Source organism: Modestobacter sp. KNN46-3 (genome assembly GCF_011039295.1).
On sequence record NZ_JAAKGN010000117.1, the window covers coordinates 1 to 16,038 of the forward strand.

At 72.6% G+C, this 16,038-nt stretch carries 15 protein-coding genes; 3 read left to right on the forward strand and 12 right to left on the reverse strand.

The window, feature by feature from the left end; genetic code table 11:
* Nucleotides 1–117: 117 nt before the first annotated feature.
* From G5C62_RS19630 to G5C62_RS19640, 3 genes are all read right to left on the reverse strand, one after another.
* Nucleotides 118–345, reverse strand: coding sequence for a hypothetical protein (locus G5C62_RS19630; protein ID WP_164702339.1), 228 nt, complete (start codon nt 343–345; stop codon nt 118–120).
* A 502-nt stretch (nt 346–847) separates the two neighbouring features.
* Nucleotides 848–1,657, reverse strand: coding sequence for an SDR family NAD(P)-dependent oxidoreductase (locus tag G5C62_RS19635; RefSeq protein WP_164702340.1), 810 nt, complete (start codon nt 1,655–1,657; stop codon nt 848–850).
* 664 nt (nt 1,658–2,321) lie between these two features.
* A complete protein-coding gene (locus G5C62_RS19640) occupies nt 2,322–3,038 on the reverse strand; it encodes a CPBP family intramembrane glutamic endopeptidase (protein ID WP_206330740.1) in 717 nt (238 codons plus the stop codon).
* A gap of 213 nt (nt 3,039–3,251) precedes the next feature.
* On the opposite strand from G5C62_RS19640, the gene G5C62_RS28225 reads away from it, so the two are divergent.
* Together G5C62_RS28225 and G5C62_RS19650 are read left to right on the forward strand one after the other, a co-directional pair.
* The gene (locus G5C62_RS28225) at nt 3,252–3,428 is read left to right on the forward strand and encodes a hypothetical protein (protein WP_241176005.1); all 177 of its coding nucleotides are present in this window, start codon (nt 3,252–3,254) and stop codon (nt 3,426–3,428) included.
* The gene (locus G5C62_RS19650; protein WP_164702341.1) at nt 3,425–3,625 is read left to right on the forward strand and encodes a DUF6186 family protein; all 201 of its coding nucleotides are present in this window, start codon (nt 3,425–3,427) and stop codon (nt 3,623–3,625) included. The genes G5C62_RS28225 and G5C62_RS19650 overlap by 4 nt, the downstream gene beginning before the upstream one ends.
* Before the next feature lie 142 nt (nt 3,626–3,767).
* Here the strand turns inward: G5C62_RS19650 and G5C62_RS19655 are convergent, their stop codons facing one another.
* The 3 genes from G5C62_RS19655 to G5C62_RS19665 are packed head-to-tail and all read right to left on the reverse strand — an operon-like array spanning nt 3,768 to nt 6,690.
* A complete protein-coding gene (locus G5C62_RS19655; protein ID WP_164702342.1) occupies nt 3,768–4,415 on the reverse strand; it encodes a methyltransferase domain-containing protein in 648 nt (215 codons plus the stop codon).
* Between the two features lie 42 nt (nt 4,416–4,457).
* Nucleotides 4,458–5,306, reverse strand: coding sequence for a formyltetrahydrofolate deformylase (gene purU / locus G5C62_RS19660; RefSeq protein ID WP_164702343.1), 849 nt, complete (start codon nt 5,304–5,306; stop codon nt 4,458–4,460).
* Nucleotides 5,307–5,316: 10 nt separating this feature from the next.
* Nucleotides 5,317–6,690, reverse strand: a complete 1,374-nt coding sequence (locus tag G5C62_RS19665) for an L-serine ammonia-lyase (protein WP_164702344.1) — start codon at nt 6,688–6,690, stop codon at nt 5,317–5,319.
* 129 nt (nt 6,691–6,819) lie between these two features.
* Here G5C62_RS19665 and G5C62_RS19670 point away from each other — a divergent pair, with 129 nt between their 5' ends.
* Nucleotides 6,820–7,488: a GntR family transcriptional regulator gene (locus tag G5C62_RS19670; protein ID WP_052091522.1), complete on the forward strand. Its 669-nt coding sequence runs from the start codon at nt 6,820–6,822 to the stop codon at nt 7,486–7,488.
* Nucleotides 7,489–7,504: 16 nt separating this feature from the next.
* On the opposite strand, the gene folP is transcribed toward G5C62_RS19670, so the two are convergent.
* The 6 genes from folP to G5C62_RS19700 form a co-directional block, all read right to left on the reverse strand.
* Nucleotides 7,505–8,377, reverse strand: a complete 873-nt coding sequence (gene folP, locus G5C62_RS19675) for a dihydropteroate synthase (protein ID WP_164702346.1) — start codon at nt 8,375–8,377, stop codon at nt 7,505–7,507.
* A 65-nt stretch (nt 8,378–8,442) separates the two neighbouring features.
* Complete coding sequence (locus G5C62_RS19680; protein ID WP_164702347.1) at nt 8,443–10,911, reverse strand: FAD-dependent oxidoreductase; 2,469 nt, start codon at nt 10,909–10,911, stop codon at nt 8,443–8,445.
* Between the two features lie 52 nt (nt 10,912–10,963).
* Entirely contained in the window at nt 10,964–11,545 is a 582-nt protein-coding gene (locus G5C62_RS19685; protein ID WP_164702348.1) for a sarcosine oxidase subunit gamma, read from the reverse strand.
* A complete protein-coding gene (locus G5C62_RS19690) occupies nt 11,538–14,405 on the reverse strand; it encodes a 2Fe-2S iron-sulfur cluster-binding protein (RefSeq protein WP_164702349.1) in 2,868 nt (955 codons plus the stop codon). The genes G5C62_RS19685 and G5C62_RS19690 overlap by 8 nt, the downstream gene beginning before the upstream one ends.
* Entirely contained in the window at nt 14,402–14,713 is a 312-nt protein-coding gene (locus G5C62_RS19695) for a sarcosine oxidase subunit delta (RefSeq protein ID WP_164702350.1), read from the reverse strand. Before G5C62_RS19695 ends, G5C62_RS19690 begins: the two co-directional genes overlap by 4 nt.
* Before the next feature lie 13 nt (nt 14,714–14,726).
* The gene (locus G5C62_RS19700) at nt 14,727–15,977 is read right to left on the reverse strand and encodes a sarcosine oxidase subunit beta family protein (protein WP_164702351.1); all 1,251 of its coding nucleotides are present in this window, start codon (nt 15,975–15,977) and stop codon (nt 14,727–14,729) included.
* Between the last annotated feature and the right edge of the window lie 61 nt (nt 15,978–16,038).

Here is a 16,038-nt window from a genome sequence, read left to right on the forward strand (position 1 = left end):
CCGGTACAGCTCCACTGCATCCCGGCGGAACTCCTCGGAGTACGTCTTCCTCGCCACCGTCTGATCTTCTCGCTTCCTCCAGGCCGGGCCCGGATTCAGCGTGTCCACGATCAGGGGTCAAGTCCCGTCCTCCAGCACGACCACAGCGGCATCGGACTCGACGATGCGGACCGAGCCGAGGCCGTCGGCGTTGCCGGCGATCCGCTTGATCCAGGTCGGTGTGGCGTCCACTCCCGCGCGTACCCATTCCTCGGGCGAGCACCGATCCGGCCCCTCGAGCCGCAGCTCGAAGGCGTCGGCGTAGTCGTACCGCCGGGCGGCGGCGATCGGGTCGGTGACCTCCACGCGGCGCCCCAGTGCGGGGGCCCGGCCCGTCCTCCCAGCCGCCCGGCCCGACGGGGCTCCGGCACTGCGGGGTGCTGCGCCGCGTCGCCCACCGTCAGCACCTGCCGCGCACCCGGGGACGGTGCAGGCCGTGCGGTCGGTTCGAGTCTTCATCGTGCTGTCCTCCAACACCTCGGGGGGTCTGTCTCGACTGGAGCGAGTGGTGGCCGGCGGCTTCGGCGGCGCTCGCCCACTTCCGTCGCCGACGCTAGGAGGCGCCGAGCGCTGACACAGGTGCGTGTGGTCAGCACTCCTGGCCATGACTTCCGGCATGGCTGCCCCATGGGCGGCTGGAGGCGTACGGAGGCGTGGTGCCCGACTGCTGCGCTCCCAGGGCGGGCTTCGGCGTCGGGGCGTCGGGGTCCATGAGACGACGGGGATGCCCGGATGCGCCGTGACTGGGCAGGACTGGCCCGGGACGGACCGGACGTCGTCCCGGAGGCCAGCATCGCCTGGTGCGTCGTCACCCCACCGTTCCCGCGACGGGCGAGGTCCCGGTCGACACGCCGGGGACCGAGGAAGGTCGAACCTCTCTGGCTTCGGGGTCGGCGCCGTTGGCCGCACGGCCGCCGTCGACGGGAAGGACGGCACCGCTGATGAAGCCCGCTGCCGGGGAGAGCAGGAAGGCGACCGAGGCGGCGACCTCACGGGAAGTGCCCACGCGTCCGAGAGGGTGCAGGAGCGCCATCTGGTCGTCGGCGTCCGGGTGCTGGGCCCGGTACTCCTCGTAGCGCTCGGTGGTGATCGAGCCGAGGGCGACGGCGTTGGCGCGGATGCCGTCGGGGCCGTGGTCCACAGCGACGGCGCGGGTCAGTCCTTCGATGGCCGCCTTCGCCGCCGCGTACGGCAAGGCGCCCCGGACGGGGCGTTGGGCCTGGTGGGAGGAGACGTTGACGATGGCTCCGGCTCGCCCGTGGGCGAGGAAGTGACGGACCGCGGCGGAGCAGCCGGTGACGGCCAGTGCCAGGTTCGCGGTGATGAGCTCGGTCACCTGCAGCGCCGAGGACGAGGTGAGGGTGGCGTCGCGGAAGACGGCGGCGTTGTTGACCCATCCGGTCAACGGGCCGGCGGCCTCGGCTCGGCGGGCCGCCTCGGCGGTGACCTGGGGGTCGCGGGCGTCCCCGGTGACGAGCTCGACCCGCTCGTGTCGCCAGTCGAGGCGGTCGGTGACGTCGATGACCACGACGTGACCGTCTTCGGCGAGGTGTTCGGCGTTGGCCCGGCCCACTCCTCGGGCGGCGCCGGTGACGACGAAGGACGGCCAGGTGGTCATGTTCCCTGCCTCTCCCGGGAGCTCTCAGGTGCGGACGGTGTTCTCCCCGGCGGCGATGCGCAAGCCGGCCGCCGTAGCGGACGGTGGCGGTACCGAGCCCGCCAGGGGACGACCGTGCGCAGGTGAGCCTCCAGGGCGTGCCTCGATGGCAGACCCTGCGACTGGTCACCCGAACGGCATCGTCGGCGAAGAAGGCGACGTGTGCCTCGACGTCCTCCCCCGGCGTGGCCCTCGGCGGATGCGGCGACGAAGTCCTGTCTTCCCGTGCACGACGCTAGGAGCAGCGCACGGGCCCCACAGGTGCCGGCGGACACCACCTCCCCACCATGGCTTCCGGCACGTGCGCCTCCGGACGGCTGTGGCGGGCGGGCGACCTCTCATGACCACCGTCACCAACCGTGCCTCGGCGACACGCTTCGCCATCCAGCACGGCCTGATAGATCCCATCTGCTGAGGACTCGCTCCCGGGTCTGCGCATCCAGTCGTGCGGACGGTGCGGTGGATCGGTCGGGGCGGATCACGGCCGTAGCCGTGTGCGTAGGTGGTGAGTCGCCCCTCGGACACCAGATTCGAACCCTGTCAGCCCAGGGCCATGGGGGTCTGTCGTTCCCGGCTCCGGTACGTCGGCTCTCGGATGAGCCGCAGCGGACGCCCCCGCTGAGGCTCATCCGAGACGGTGGGCAGCGGTTGCGGCCAGCGCACCCAGACTGTTCGTCGCCAGGTGGAGGAGGGCCGGGGCCAGCAGGCTGCCGCTCCGGAGGCGCAGCCAGGCGAAGAGGACCCCCGCCGCCGCCGTGAACGCACATCCCAGCAGGACGGCGACGACGAGTCCCGCAGGCCCGTCGGTCAGGGTGTTGGCCGTGGCCGCGCTCAGCGTGGGACGGATGTGCCAGATCCCGAAGAGGACCGCCGAGACCGCGACGGCCGTACGCGGCCCCACAACACGCATCAGCGCCGCCAGCAGGACGCCACGGAAGGCCGCCTCCTCCCACAGGACGGTGCCGAGCGGGATCCGGACCAGCGCCTGGTAGGCGACCTCGGCGGAGCTGGCTCCGGCGAGCCGTGCGTCCGCCAGGAGGGGGCGGACCGCCGAGACCGCTAGGCCGGCCGCGTAGCCGGCGGCGACCACGGCGGAGCACGCTCCGCCCCATCGCAGTCCGGCCCGGGCCCTCCTCGGATCGAGTCCCAGCTCCTTCCAGGTGAAGCCGACGGACCGAGCCCCCACGAGGAGCAGGCCCGTCGCCGCCAGGTTGACCGGGACGTAGGACTGCGGGTAGCCCGGCGTCCGGGTGATGACGACGTTGTTCCAGGCGGCGAGGAGCACGGCGACGGAGGCGGCGAACAGGAGCGCGCCCCGGCGGCCTGCTGGGCGAACGTGCACGCGTGAGGTCTTCCCCGTTCGCGCGCCGGCTCACCTTCGCGGCCACGCCGCTGTCCTGCGTCGCTGCTGTGCTGGTCTGGGGCGAACTGTCGATGGGGGGCGCTCGTCGTGATCGGTGCCGCCGGGACCGCCGTCCGCGTCGTGGCGCTGGTCCGGCAGTCGAGCCAGACCGCTCCACCGGTGGGGCGCCGAGGGCTGCCGTGGCTCGCCCTCATGACCGCCGCCGTGTCCTGGGAACCCCTGACCCTCGCCGACGACCAGCTGCCGACGGCGAGCGATCTAGCGGATCCGTTCCTCGCCGAACCGCTGCTGCGCGGCGCCGCCACCGTGTGCTGGCTGGCCGTCGGGGCCTGGCTGCTCGATCGTCCGCGCCGCCGGCCACAGCGATGACCAACGGCGTCCTCCTGAGCGCTGCCGGCTTCCTGGTGTTGTTCGTCGTCGGTGTGGCGATCGAGGTCTGCGCCCCCCTCGGACGCGGTCCGGCCACCGCGGGCCGAGCTCTGAGCGCCGCCATGCGGACGACGCCCGGCCGCGCAGTCGTCCCGCTCACCTGGCTCTGGCTCGGCGTGCACTTCCTGGCCCGTTGATGCGCACGACGCTCGTCCGGGCGGTCCGCCATGACGTCGTAGCTGTGTGCGGGCGGGCTGGCTCAGTCCCTCGTCACGTCACGTCGGAACCGCCCTGGACGATGCCGTCCTGGTACCAGCAACGGAATCGGAACTGCCGGGGCTACCTCCGCCGCGCGGTGCCGATGATGTGCGGCGCCATGGGCAACGGGATTCGCGTGTCCAGCATGCGACGACGCTCCAGGCGCTCCACGGTGAAGCCGGCGGCGGTGATCGCCGCGGCGGTGTCCCGTCCGACGTGGCATCCACCGCTCACCAGCGGCCAGACGGTGCGGTCGAGGGCGTCCTGCACGATCGTCAGCGGCGGCCGCTCGGCCCGGACGTGCTCCCATAAGACCAGCCGCCCGCCGGGGCGGAGCACCCGGTGCAACTCGGCCAGCGCGCGCGGCTGGTCGGCCACGCTGCACAGCACCAGCGTGACGACGGCCGTGTCGAACTCGCGGTCGCCGGCGGGCAACGCCTCCGCGACGCCGTCCACCACGCTCACCGGCACGGGTGCTCGTCCGGCGGCCTGCTCGGCGAGTCGGCGCAGATGCGGCTCCGGCTCGACGGCGACCACCTGACCGACCGCGTGCGGGTAGTGCGCGAAGTTGCTGCCCGATCCCGCCCCCACCTCGAGCACCCGGCCGGCAGTGTCGGCGAGCAGTCTCCCCCGTACCTCGGCCAGCCCGAACCGCTCCCCCGCCGCGGCGAGCCGACCGAAGACACGGGCGAAGACGGGGTGGTGGACGGGAGCGGCAGCGGACGGCACAGCCCCAGGATCAGTCACGCGCCTGGGCCTCCGCCGCCGGGTTCAGCGGAAGACCACCGTGCTGTGACCGTTGAGCAGCACCCGCCGCTCGCTGTGCCAGCGCACGGCTCGGGAGAGCGCGAGCGCCTCGGCGTCCTGGCCCACGGTGGCCAGGGCGCGGGGGTCGTGGGTGTGGTCGATCCGGATGACCTCCTGCTCGATGATCGGGCCCTCGTCCAGCTCGGGGGTCACGTAGTGGGCGGTCGCCCCCACCAGCTTGACGCCGCGGTCGAACGCCTGGTGGTAGGGCTTGGCGCCCTTGAAACCAGGCAGGAACGAGTGGTGGATGTTGATCGCCCGTCCGTAGAGCGACGCGCACGTCTCGTCGGAGAGGACCTGCATGTACCGGGCGAGCACCACCAGGTCGACGCGGTAGGCGTCGACCAGTTCGAGCAGCCGGGCCTCGGCTTGGCGCTTCGTGGTCGGGGTCACGGGCACGTGCTCGAAGGACAGGCCGGCGGCCTCCGCCATGGGCCGCAGGTCCTCGTGGTTGGAGACCACCGCGACCAGCTCTCCGCCGAGGTTGCCCGCCCGCCACCGGAAGATCAGGTCGTTCAGGCAGTGCCCGAGCTTGGAGACCATCACGAGGATCCGCTCCGGCTGATCGCCGGCGACCCGGTACGACATGCCGAACTGGTCGGCCACCGCGCCGAATGCCAGGGACAAGCGGTCGACGTCGCTGTCCTCGGCGCAGACGAACGCCGTGCGCAGGAACAACTGCCCGCGGAGCGGGTCGTCGAACTGCTGGTGCTCGACGATGTCGCAGCCCTGCTCGAACAGGAACGAGCTGACGGCGTGCACGATGCCCGGGCGCTCGGCGCAACTGAGCGTGAGGGTGAAGGGGTGGGACACGGGTGCCTCCTCAGCACTCGACGATGTTGAGCGCCAGCCCGCCACGGGCGGTCTCCTTGTACTTGTCCTTCATGTCCGCGCCGGTCTCGCGCATGGTCTTGATCGCCTTGTCCAGGGAGACGTGGTGCCGGCCGTCGCCCCGGACGGCCATGCGGGCCGCGGTGATGGCCTTGATCGAGCCGACGGCGTTGCGCTCGATGCACGGGATCTGCACGAGCCCCCCGACGGGGTCGCAGGTGAGGCCGAGGTTGTGCTCGATGCCGATCTCGGCGGCGTTCTCCACCTGCTCCGGGGTCCCCCCGATGATCTCGGCGAGGCCTGCGGCGGCCATGGAACAGGCGGAGCCGACCTCCCCCTGGCAGCCCACCTCGGCACCCGAGATGGACGCGTTCTCCTTGAACAGCAGCCCGATCGCCGCGGCGGTGAGCAGGAAGCGCACCACCCCGTCCTCGGAGTAGGAGTCGACGAAGTCGCGGTAGTAGTGCAGGACGGCGGGCACGATGCCGGCGGCGCCGTTCGTGGGAGCGGTGACCACCTGTCCGCCCGCCGCGTTCTCCTCGTTCACCGAGAGGGCGTAGAGCGTCACCCACTCCATCGCCCGGAGCGGGTCGGACTCGTCCGGGTGCTCCTCCAGCTGGGTGCGGAGTGCGGCGGCGCGCCGGCGCACCTTGAGCCCCCCGGGCAGGACGCCGGAGGCCTGGGTGCCGCGGTCCACGCACTCCTGCATCACCGACCAGATGTGCAGCAGTCCGGCGCGGACCTCCGCCTCGGTGCGCCAGGCCAGCTCGTTGGCCAGCATCACGTCGCTGATCCGCAGGCCCGTCTCCCGCGTCCGGGCCAGCAGCTCCTCACCGCTGTGGAACGGGTACCGCACCGGTGTCGGGTCCTCGACGATGGCCGGGTTGCCCGCGTCGTCCTCGTCGAGGACGAACCCGCCGCCCACCGAGTAGTACTCCCGTCGGCTGATCTCGTCGCCGTGCGCGTCCAGCGCCCGGAAGAGCATGCCGTTGCTGTGGAAGTCGAGGCGCTTGCGCCGGTGGAGCACGACGTCGTCGTCGATGGAGAAGGAGATGAGGTGCTCGCCCGCCAGCCGGAGCTTGCCCTCGGTACGAACGGCGTCGACCCGGGGTTGGGCGGCCACCGGGTCGACCAGGTCGGGTCGTTCGCCCTCGAGGCCCAGGACGACCGCCTTGACGCTGCCGTGTCCGTGTCCGGTCGCACCGAGGGACCCGAAGAGCTCGCAGCGCACCCCGGCGACACGAGGGAGCAGTGCCTCGTCGTGCAGCCGGGACGCGAAGGAGCAGGCCGCACGCATGGGCCCGACGGTGTGCGAGCTGGACGGGCCGATCCCCACCTTGAACAGGTCGAAGGCGCTGATGGTCATGCAGGCTCCTCGCAGCACCGGCGGCCGGAGCGATCGCGGTCACTGGTGATATACCAGTTGTAGGATCAGCGTATGTCTTTCACCACATGGAGGCAAGCCTCGACGATCGTCACCCCCTACGATCAGGGCGTGACCGCCGTACCGCTGGACCTGGACCCGTCCGCCGTCACCTCCTTGGCGGACAAGGCGTACGTGGCGATCCGGGACCGGCTGATCATGCTGGCCATCAGCCCGGGCGATCCCATCGACGACGACGCACTCGCACAGGACCTCGGCGTGGGCCGGACCCCGGTCCGCGAGGCGCTGAAGCGACTGGAGGTCGACCGTCTGGTCGTGTCGTACCCACGACGCGGCACGTTCGCGACCGGCATGGACATCTCCGATCTCGCCCACATCTCCGACATCCGCGCCCAGCTGGAGCCGCTGGCGGCCCGCCGCGCCGCGGACCGGGCCTCCCGAACCGGGCCGGCCGAACTCGAGGAGCTGGCCCTGCGCATCGAGCACCTCGACGTGGGCCAGCTCGACCGGACGGAGCTGATGCGCTGGGACCTGGCCGTGCACCGGACCATCTACCGGGCCGCCGGCAACCCGCACCTCGAGGACGTGCTCATCCGCTACGACAACCTGGCGACGCGCATCTTCTGCCTGTTCCTGGACCGCCTGCCGAAGGTCGACGAGCACGTCGGGGAACACGTGGACCTGCTCCGGGCGATCGCGGCCGGTGAGCCCGACCGGGCCAGTGACCTGGCCCGTGAGCACGTGCTGGGCTTCGAGCGGGCCATCCGTGCGGTGATCTGACAGCCGCCGGGCCCCGTCAGACCGTCTCGACGGCCGCCAGGACGGCGAGGACGTCCCGCGTGGCCGCCACGTCGTGCACGCGCAGCACCGCAGCACCCCGCTGGGCGGCGATGACGGCCGCGGCCAGGGAGGCGGGCAGCCGCTCCCCCACGGCCCGACCGGTGAGCTGCCCGAGCATGGACTTGCGGGACAGCCCGACCATGATCGGCACACCGAGGCTGCTGAGCCTGCCGAGGGACGCCAGCAGCGCGAGGTTGTGCGACAGGTCCTTCCCGAACCCGAAGCCCGGATCGACCACCAGGTGCTCCGGCCGGATGCCGGCCTCCACGCAGGTCCGCAGTCGCTCGGCGAGGAAGGCGCACACCTCGGGCACGACGCCCTCGTAGCGGGGCTCGCGCTGCATGGTGTCCGGCGAGCCCTGCATGTGCATCAGGCACACCGGCACCCCCGACTCCGCGGCGGCCCCCAGTGCACCCGGTGACCGGAGTGCCCGTACGTCGTTGATCATGCTCGCGCCGGCGGCGACGGCCTCCCGCATCACCTCGGGCCGCGAGGTGTCCACGGACAGCGGCACCGCGAGCCGCCGCACCAGTTCCTCGACCACCGGGACGACGCGATCCAGTTCCTCGGCGAGGGTCGGCGGGCGGGACCCGGGCCGGGTGGACTCCCCGCCGACGTCGATGAGGTCCGCCCCGTCGTCGGCGAGCGTGCACCCGTGCTCCACGGCTGCGGCGACGGTGGGACACCGCCCCACGTCGGAGAAGGAGTCGGGAGTGACGTTGAGGATGCCGCAGACCAACGGCCGCCTCGCCGCGAGAGCCCCGCCGAGGGAGTGCGGCGAGCCGGCACCGCCCGCCGGCAGACCGGGCACAGCGTGCGCCAGGGTCATGACGTCGTCCGATCTGTCTGTCCTCGGCACGCCGTCCGGTGGCATGCCGAGGAAGGGGTCCGGTCTCAGCCGCGGATCCGGGTCATCTCCGGGTCCACCAGCGGTTCGGCGGCGACCGTCGCCCGGATGCGAGTGCCGAAGTACTCGATCTCGACGGCCGTGCGGACGGTCGCCGAGGTCGGGAGCCAGGCGTAGGCGATCGGCCGGCCGACGGTGTGCCCGAAGGCCGCGCTGGTCACGTAGCCGGCCGGACGCCCGTCCACGAACACCGGCTCGTGGCCGAGGACGACGCTGCGTCCGTCGTCGATGGTCAGGCAGGACAGCCGGCGGCTCACCGTGTCCTCGCTGAGCCCCTCGACGGCCTGGCGGCCCACGAAGTCGGTCTTCTTCTGCGTGCGGACGGCGAAGCCGAGACCGGCCTCGTACGGGTCGTGCTCCGTGGTCATGTCGTGGCCCCAGGCGCGGTAGCCCTTCTCCAGCCGGAGGCTGTTGAAGGCGGCCCGGCCGGCGGCGACCACGCCGAGGTCCTGGCCGGCCCGCCACAGCACGTCCCACAACCGCTGACCGTTGTCGGCGCTGGTGTAGATCTCCCAGCCGAGCTCGCCGACGTAGGACAGCCGCATCGCCGTGACCGGCACTCCCCCGATCCGGGCCGGCTTGGCGCGGAAGTACTTCAGCCCGTCGTTGGTGAAGTCGTCGGAGCTGACCCGCTGGATCAGGTCGCGGGCCCGCGGGCCCCACAGGCCGATGCAGCACGTGCCCCCGGTGATGTCCCGGATCTGGACGGTGCCGTCCTCGGGCGCCTGGCGTTGCAGGTGGTCGTGGTCGAGGGGTCCGTTGGCCCCGATCTGGAACAGCTGCTCACCCAGCCGGGCAACGGTGAGGTCGCTGCGGACGCCGCCGGCCTCGTCCAGGACGAGGGTGTAGGTGACCGCCCCGACCGACTTGTCCATCTCGCCCGTCGTCAGCCGCTGCAGGAGGCCGAGGGCGCCGGGACCGCTGACCTCGAGCCGCTTGAGCGGCGTCATGTCGTACATCGCCACGGCCGTGCGCGTGCGCCACGCCTCGGCGGCCGCGATGGGCGAGTGGAACTGCGCGCTCCACGGGTCACGCGCCGGCGGGGTCCACTCCGGAGGCAGCTCCGCCAGCAGCGCCGCATTGGCCTCGTACCAGTGCGGACGCTCCCAGCCGGCCCCCTCGAGGAAGACGGCGCCGAGCTCGCGCTGCCGGGCGTGGAAGGGGCTGACCCGCAGGTCGCGCGGGGACAGCCGTGGCTGCAGCGGGTGCAGCACGTCGTAGACCTCCACGAAGTTCTGCTGCGAGGTCTCGCGCACGTACTCCGGCCCGAGCTGGACCTCCTCGAACCGGTGGACGTCGCACCCGTGCAGGTCGACCTCCGACCGCCCGTCGACGAGCAGCTGGGCCACCGCCCTGGCCACCCCCGCCGAGTGGGTGACCCAGACCGCCTCCGCGATGAAGAAGCCCCTGACGTCGCGGGACTCGCCGACCAGCGGGCCGCCGTCCGGGGTGAAGGAGAAGACCCCGTTGAAGCCGGAGTCGATCTTCGACGAGCGGAGGGAGGGCAGGAGGAGCTGGCTCTCCTCCCAGACCGGGGCGAAGTCCTCCTCGGTGAAGGGCAGCATGGACGGCATCGACGACTCATGCACGCCGTCCCCCTGCGGCAGCTCGCGCAGGTCGACCGGCATCGGCCGGTGGGCGTAGGAGCCGATGCCGAGGCGGTCGACGCGCTCGCGGAAGTAGAGGTCCTGATCCTGGTGGCGCAGGATCGGCAGGCTCGCCTCGCTCAACTCGTCGTTGCGGCCGACCAGTTCCGGCACCTGCCCCGTCCAGGCGAACTGGTGGGCGAGCGGCAGCAGCGGCACGTCCATCCCGACCATGGCGCCGAGCTCCACTCCCCAGAAGCCGGCGCAGGACACCACGATGTCGGCGGGGATGACGCCGTCCGGGGTCCGGACGCCGGTCACCCGGCCGCCGGTCTGCTCGACACCGGTCACGCGGGTCGAGCCCTGGAAGCGGGCTCCCCGGGCCTCCGCGCGACGGGCCAGCGCGACGACCGCCCGCGAGGCCTTCGCCAGGCCGTCGCTGGGGATGTGCAGGCCGCCGAGGATCCGGTCGCGGTCGACCAGCGGGTGCAGTCGCACGCACTCGTCCACGTCGACCACCTGCGCCTCGACACCCCAGGAGGTGGCCCAGCCCTGCTTGCGGTGCAGGTCAGCCAGCCGCTCCGGCGTGGTCGCGATCTCGAGCCCGCCGACCTGGTTGAAGCACCAGGCGCCGTCGACGTCGATGCTCGAGAACTTCTCCACGGTGTAGCTGGCCAGCGCCGTCATCGTCTTGGACGCGTTGGTCTGGAAGACCAGCCCGGGCGCGTGCGAGGTGGAGCCCCCGGTGAGCGGGAGGGGTCCCTGATCGACCACGGTGACGCGGTCCCAACCACGGGCGGTCAGCTCGTCGGCCAGGTTGGCGCCGACGATCCCCGCTCCGATGATGACCACACGTGGGGTGCTGGACATGGCTTTCGCTCCTGACGTGCCGGTGGATCCGGGGACGGACGACGAGGGTCGTTCAGCTGTCGTGGGTGGGGGTGAACTCGAGGGCCGCGTCCAGCAGCCAGTCGGCGAGGTAGCCGGCGAAGGACGAGCGGACGAGGACCACGAAGTCGTCGCCGGCGTCGGAGAGGGCCATCAGCACGACGCCGGCCTGACCCAACAGCGTCTGCGCGCTGCTCCCCCGGCCGAAGACCCGCGGGTGCAGGTCGATCGAGCAGCCCTTGGCGAGCACGTCGCGCACCCGCTCGCCGGTCAGCCGCAGGCCGATCCGCTGGGCGGAGACGTCGGTCACCGACCCGCCCAGCGGGACGACCGCGGCACGGATCCGCGCTTCGAGCTCCTCCGGGGTGTCCGTGGTGCTGCTCAGCAGCCACTCGTCCGGACCGAGCCAGACCGCCCGGCCCGATCCGGCCGGCACCCAGGTGTTGGGCGTCGTCGGCAGGCCGGCGCCCAGTGCCTCCGACGCCGCACCGACCGCACCGAGCCGGACGACGGCCATCGCCACGAACGGTTCGACGGTGATGCCGACGGTGTCGGGCAGCCGCTCCAGGGCGGTGCTCCACGCCTTGAGCGGGTGGGTTCGCAGCAGCTCAGCCATCGCGACGGGCTCCTTCGGGGTCGACCAGCACCGAGCCGGTGACCTCGACCGGGACGAGGGTGCCGTCGACGGGGACGTGGACGGTGTCACCGATGCGCGACCGGCCCCCCTTGACCAGGGCGAGGGCGAAGGGACGCGCCAGCTCGGCGCTGCGGTAACTGGAGGTGACGTGGCCGAGCATGGGCACCGGCGGTGGTGGCAGCTGGCCGTCGGCGTGGAGCTCCACGATCTGCGAGCCCTCCGGCAGCACCGTCCGCCGGTCGACGGGCAGGAGCCCGACCAGCTGCTTGCGCAGCGGGTCCTGGTTGGCCTGGCGGGCGAAGGAGCGCTTGCCGACGAAGTCGGGCTTCTTCTTCGACACCGCCCACGCCATGCCCAGGTCGTGCGGGGTGACGGTGCCGTCGGTGTCCTGCCCGATGATCGGGTAGCCCTTCTCCGCGCGCAGGACGTGCATGGTCTCGGTGCCGTACGGCGTGATCCCGTACGGGCGGCCGGCCTCGAGCAGCCGCTCCCACACCGCGACCCCGTACCAGGCATTGACGTAGACCTCGAAGGCGAGCTCGCCGGAGAAGCTGATCCGGGCCAGCCGGACCGGCACCCCGTCGAAGGTGGTGTCCCGCCAGGTCATGAACGGGAACGCCTCGTTGGCGACGTCCACCTGGGGGAAGACGGCGCCGATGACGTCGCGGGAGCGGGGGCCGACGACCGGGAACGTGTTCCACTGCTCGGTGACCGAGGTGCAGTGCACCCGCAGGTCCGGCCACTCCGTCTGGGCCCACTCCTCCATCCAGTCGAGGACCTTCGCCGCACCGCCGGTGGTGGTGAGCAGCAGGAAGCGGTCCTCGGCCAGGCGCAGCACGGTGCCGTCGTCGATCACCATGCCGTCGACGCCGCACATGACGCCGTAGCGGACGGAGCCGACCTTCAGGCTGCTCATCATGTTCGTGTACAGCCGGTCGAGCAGGACGGCGGCGTCGGGACCCTGGACGTCGATCTTGCCCAGCGTCGAGCCGTCGAGGAGCCCGACGCCGGTGCGGGCGGCGGCGCACTCGCGGAGGACCGCAGCCTCCATGTCCTCACCGGGCCGCGGGTAGTGGCGGGGACGCTTCCACTGACCGACGTCCTCGAAGACCGCGCCGGCCGCCACGTGCCAGTCGTGCAGCGACGTGACCCGCTCGGGGTCGAAGAGCCGACCGCGGTCGCGGCCGGCGAGGGCAGCGAAGGCCACCGGGGTGTAGGGCGGGCGGAACGTGGTGGTCCCGGTGGCCTGCACCGGGATCCCGAGCAGTTCGGCGGTGATCCCCGAGGTGAGGACGCCGGAGGTCTTGCCCTGGTCGTGCGCGGTCCCGATCGTCGTGTAGCGCTTGATGTGCTCGATGGAGCGCAGGCCGGCGCCGACCGCCCGTTCGATGTCGGCGACCGTCGCGTCGCGCTGCAGGTCGACGAAGGAGGTGTGCCCGCCGGCGCCGGAGGTGTCCGGCACCCGCCACAGCACCAGGGGCGCCGCTGGGGCGACCGGCTCCGGCGCCGTGGGCAGCCGGTCCTCCCCCGGCGGCGGGACCGCCAGCGCGGTCAGGGCGGCGCGGGCCACGCGCTGCCCGTCGGTCAGGCACCCCGCCAGGTCGAACACCCCGGCCGCCGCACCGGTGACCGACAGGCCGTCGAGCTCCTCCGCGGGGAGGAACGCCCCGAGGGCCTCGTCGTAGCGGAGCCGGCCGCGGGCCTGGCTGAACAGGTGCACCGCCGGGTTACAGCCACCGCTGACCAGCAGCACGTCGCAGGCGATCGCGCTGCCGGTGCCGACCTCTCCGTCGGCGAACGCGGCGACGCGGGCGTGCGTGATCCGCTCGACGCCCTGCGTCCCCGTCACGACGGCCCCGGACAGGACCCGGATCCCGGCGCGCTCGCACTCCTCCCGGCGCGGCGAGCCTGCCGGCCGGGCGTCGACCACTGCCTGGACCTGCACGCCCGCGCGGTGCAGGTCCAGGGCGGCGTCGTAGGCGCTGTCGTTCGTGGTGAACACGACGGCCTGGCGGCCGGGCAGCACGCCGTAGCGGTGCAGGAACGTGCGCGCGGCGCCGGCGAGCATGGTGCCCGGGCGGTCGTTGTCGCTGAAGACCACCGGCCGCTCGTGGGCTCCGGTCGCGACGACGACGGAGCGGGCCCGGAGGCGCCACACCCGCTGGCGCGAGACGTGCTTCGGCGCCGCCGTCCCGAGGTGGTCGGTGCGCCGCTCCAGGGCAAGGACGAAGCCGTCGTCGTAGCTGCCGAAGGCGGTGGTGCGCTGCAGGTGCAGGACCTCGGGGTGGCCGGCGAGCTCGGCGACCGCCGCGGCGACCCACTCCAGCGCCGGGGCGCCGTCGAGGCGGTCGATGCCGCCCAGCAGCGAGCCGCCCGCCTCGGACTGGTCGTCGACGAGGGCGACGCGGGCACCGGAGCGGGCGGCGGTGAGCGCGGCGGCCAGGCCCGCCGGCCCGGCACCCACCACGAGCACGTCGACGTGGTGGTGGACGGCGTCGTACCGGGCGGAGTCGGAGATCTCGGCGAGGCGGCCCTGCCCCGGCAGACCGTGGGCGACCAGCCCGTCGTGGAGTTCCACCGTGGTGGCCAGCAGCATGGGCTCGGGGAAGGGCTCCTCGATCTGCACCAGGCCACCCGGGTCCTCGGCCCAGGCCGCGGCGATGCCGCGGGGGCGGCCGAGCTTGACGCTCGTGGCGACCTGGTGCCGGCCGGCGGCGAGCAGGGCCGAGGCGAGCGTGTCACCGGGATGGCCGGTGTGGGTCTGCCCGTCGAAGGTGAACTCGAGGGTCGTGGCGCGGTCGATGCGGCCGCCCTCGGCGGTGCGGAAGGGGCTGGTCATGGGGCTGCGCTCCTGCGTGACCTCGCGAGCTCGGTCGCGTGCGGCTGGGGGGCGTCGAGGCGGTGGACGCTCTCGAAGCGGTAGGTGGCGGTGTCGCGGACCGCGTTGAACCAGCGACGGCAGCCGGCGCTGTGGCACCAGCGCTCGGCGAAGCGGCCCTTGGTGTTGTCGCGGAAGAACACGTAGTGCGCCCACTCCTCGTCGGAGACCTCGGCGGGGTGGTCCGGGTACGGGACGTGGGCCTGGCCGCCGTAGTGGAACTCGACCTCCTCGCGGGGGCCGCACCACGGGCATTCGATGAGCTGCACGGGGTCTCCCTGGTCAGTGGGCCACGGCGGCGGCGCCGTGCTCGTCGACCAGCGCGCCGGTGACGAAGCGGTCGAGGGTGAACGGCGCCACGTTCGCGTGGGGCTCGCCGTGGGCGATGGTGTGCGCCAGGGCCCAGCCGACGCCGGGGGTGGCCTTGAACCCGCCGGTGCCCCAGCCGCAGTTCAGGTAGACGTTGTCGTAGGGGGTCCGGCCCACGATCGGCGAGGCGTCGGGGCTGGTGTCGACGATCCCGGCCCAGGTGCGCAGCAGGTGGGCGCGGGCGAACACCGGGAAGAGCTCGACCGCGGCGGCCATCTGACGTTCGATGACGTGGAAGGCGCCGCGCTGCCCGTAGCCGTTGTAGGAGTCCACGCCGGCGCCCATGACCAGCTCGCCCTTGTGCGCCTGGGAGACGTACACGTGCACGGCGTTGGACATGACCACCGTGGGGTGCACGGGCTCGAGCAGTTCGGAGACCAGCGCCTGCAGCGGGTGGCTCTGCACCGGCACCCTGATGCCGAGCATGTCGGTGAGCACCGAGGTGTGGCCGGCGGCGCAGAGGGCGACAGTGCCGGCGGCGATGGTGCCGCGCGCGGTCTGCACACCGGTGACCCGGTTGCCGTCGGTGGCGAACCCGGTGACCTCGCAGTCCTGGATGAGGTCGATGCCGGCCTCGTGGGCTCGGCGGGCGAAGCCCCAGGCGACGTAGTCGTGCTTGGCGATGCCGGCCCGGGGCTGGTAGGTGGCCCCCAGGACGGGATAGCGGATGTCGGTGGAGGTGTTGACGATCGGGCAGACCTTGCGGACCTCGTCGGGCTCCAGCCACTCCGCGTCGACACCGTTGAGCTTGTTGGCCTCGACCCGCCGCACGCTGTCGCGGACGTCCTGCAGGGTGTGGGCGAGGTTGAGCACGCCGCGCTGGCTGAACAGGATCGGGTAGCCGAGGTCCTCCTCGAGCCCCTCCCACAGCTTGAGCGACTGCTCGTAGATCGCCGAGCTCTCGTCCCACAGGTAGTTGGAGCGGATGATCGTCGTGTTGCGGGCCATGTTGCCGCCCGCCAGCCAGCCCTTCTCCAGGACGGCGACGTTCGTGATCCCGTGGTTCTTCGCCAGGTAGTGCGCGGTGGCCAGGCCGTGCCCGCCCCCGCCCACGATCACCACGTCGTAGGACCGCTTCGGCTCCGGGTCACGCCACAGGAAGTCGGGGTGGTCCGGCAGGTCCGCGCCGGGGGTGCGTGGGGCGTGGGAGGGACCGGGACTCATCGGGGGACCTCCGTCAGGTCGGGGTAGAGCGGGTGCCGGCCGGCCAGCCGGCTGACCCGCG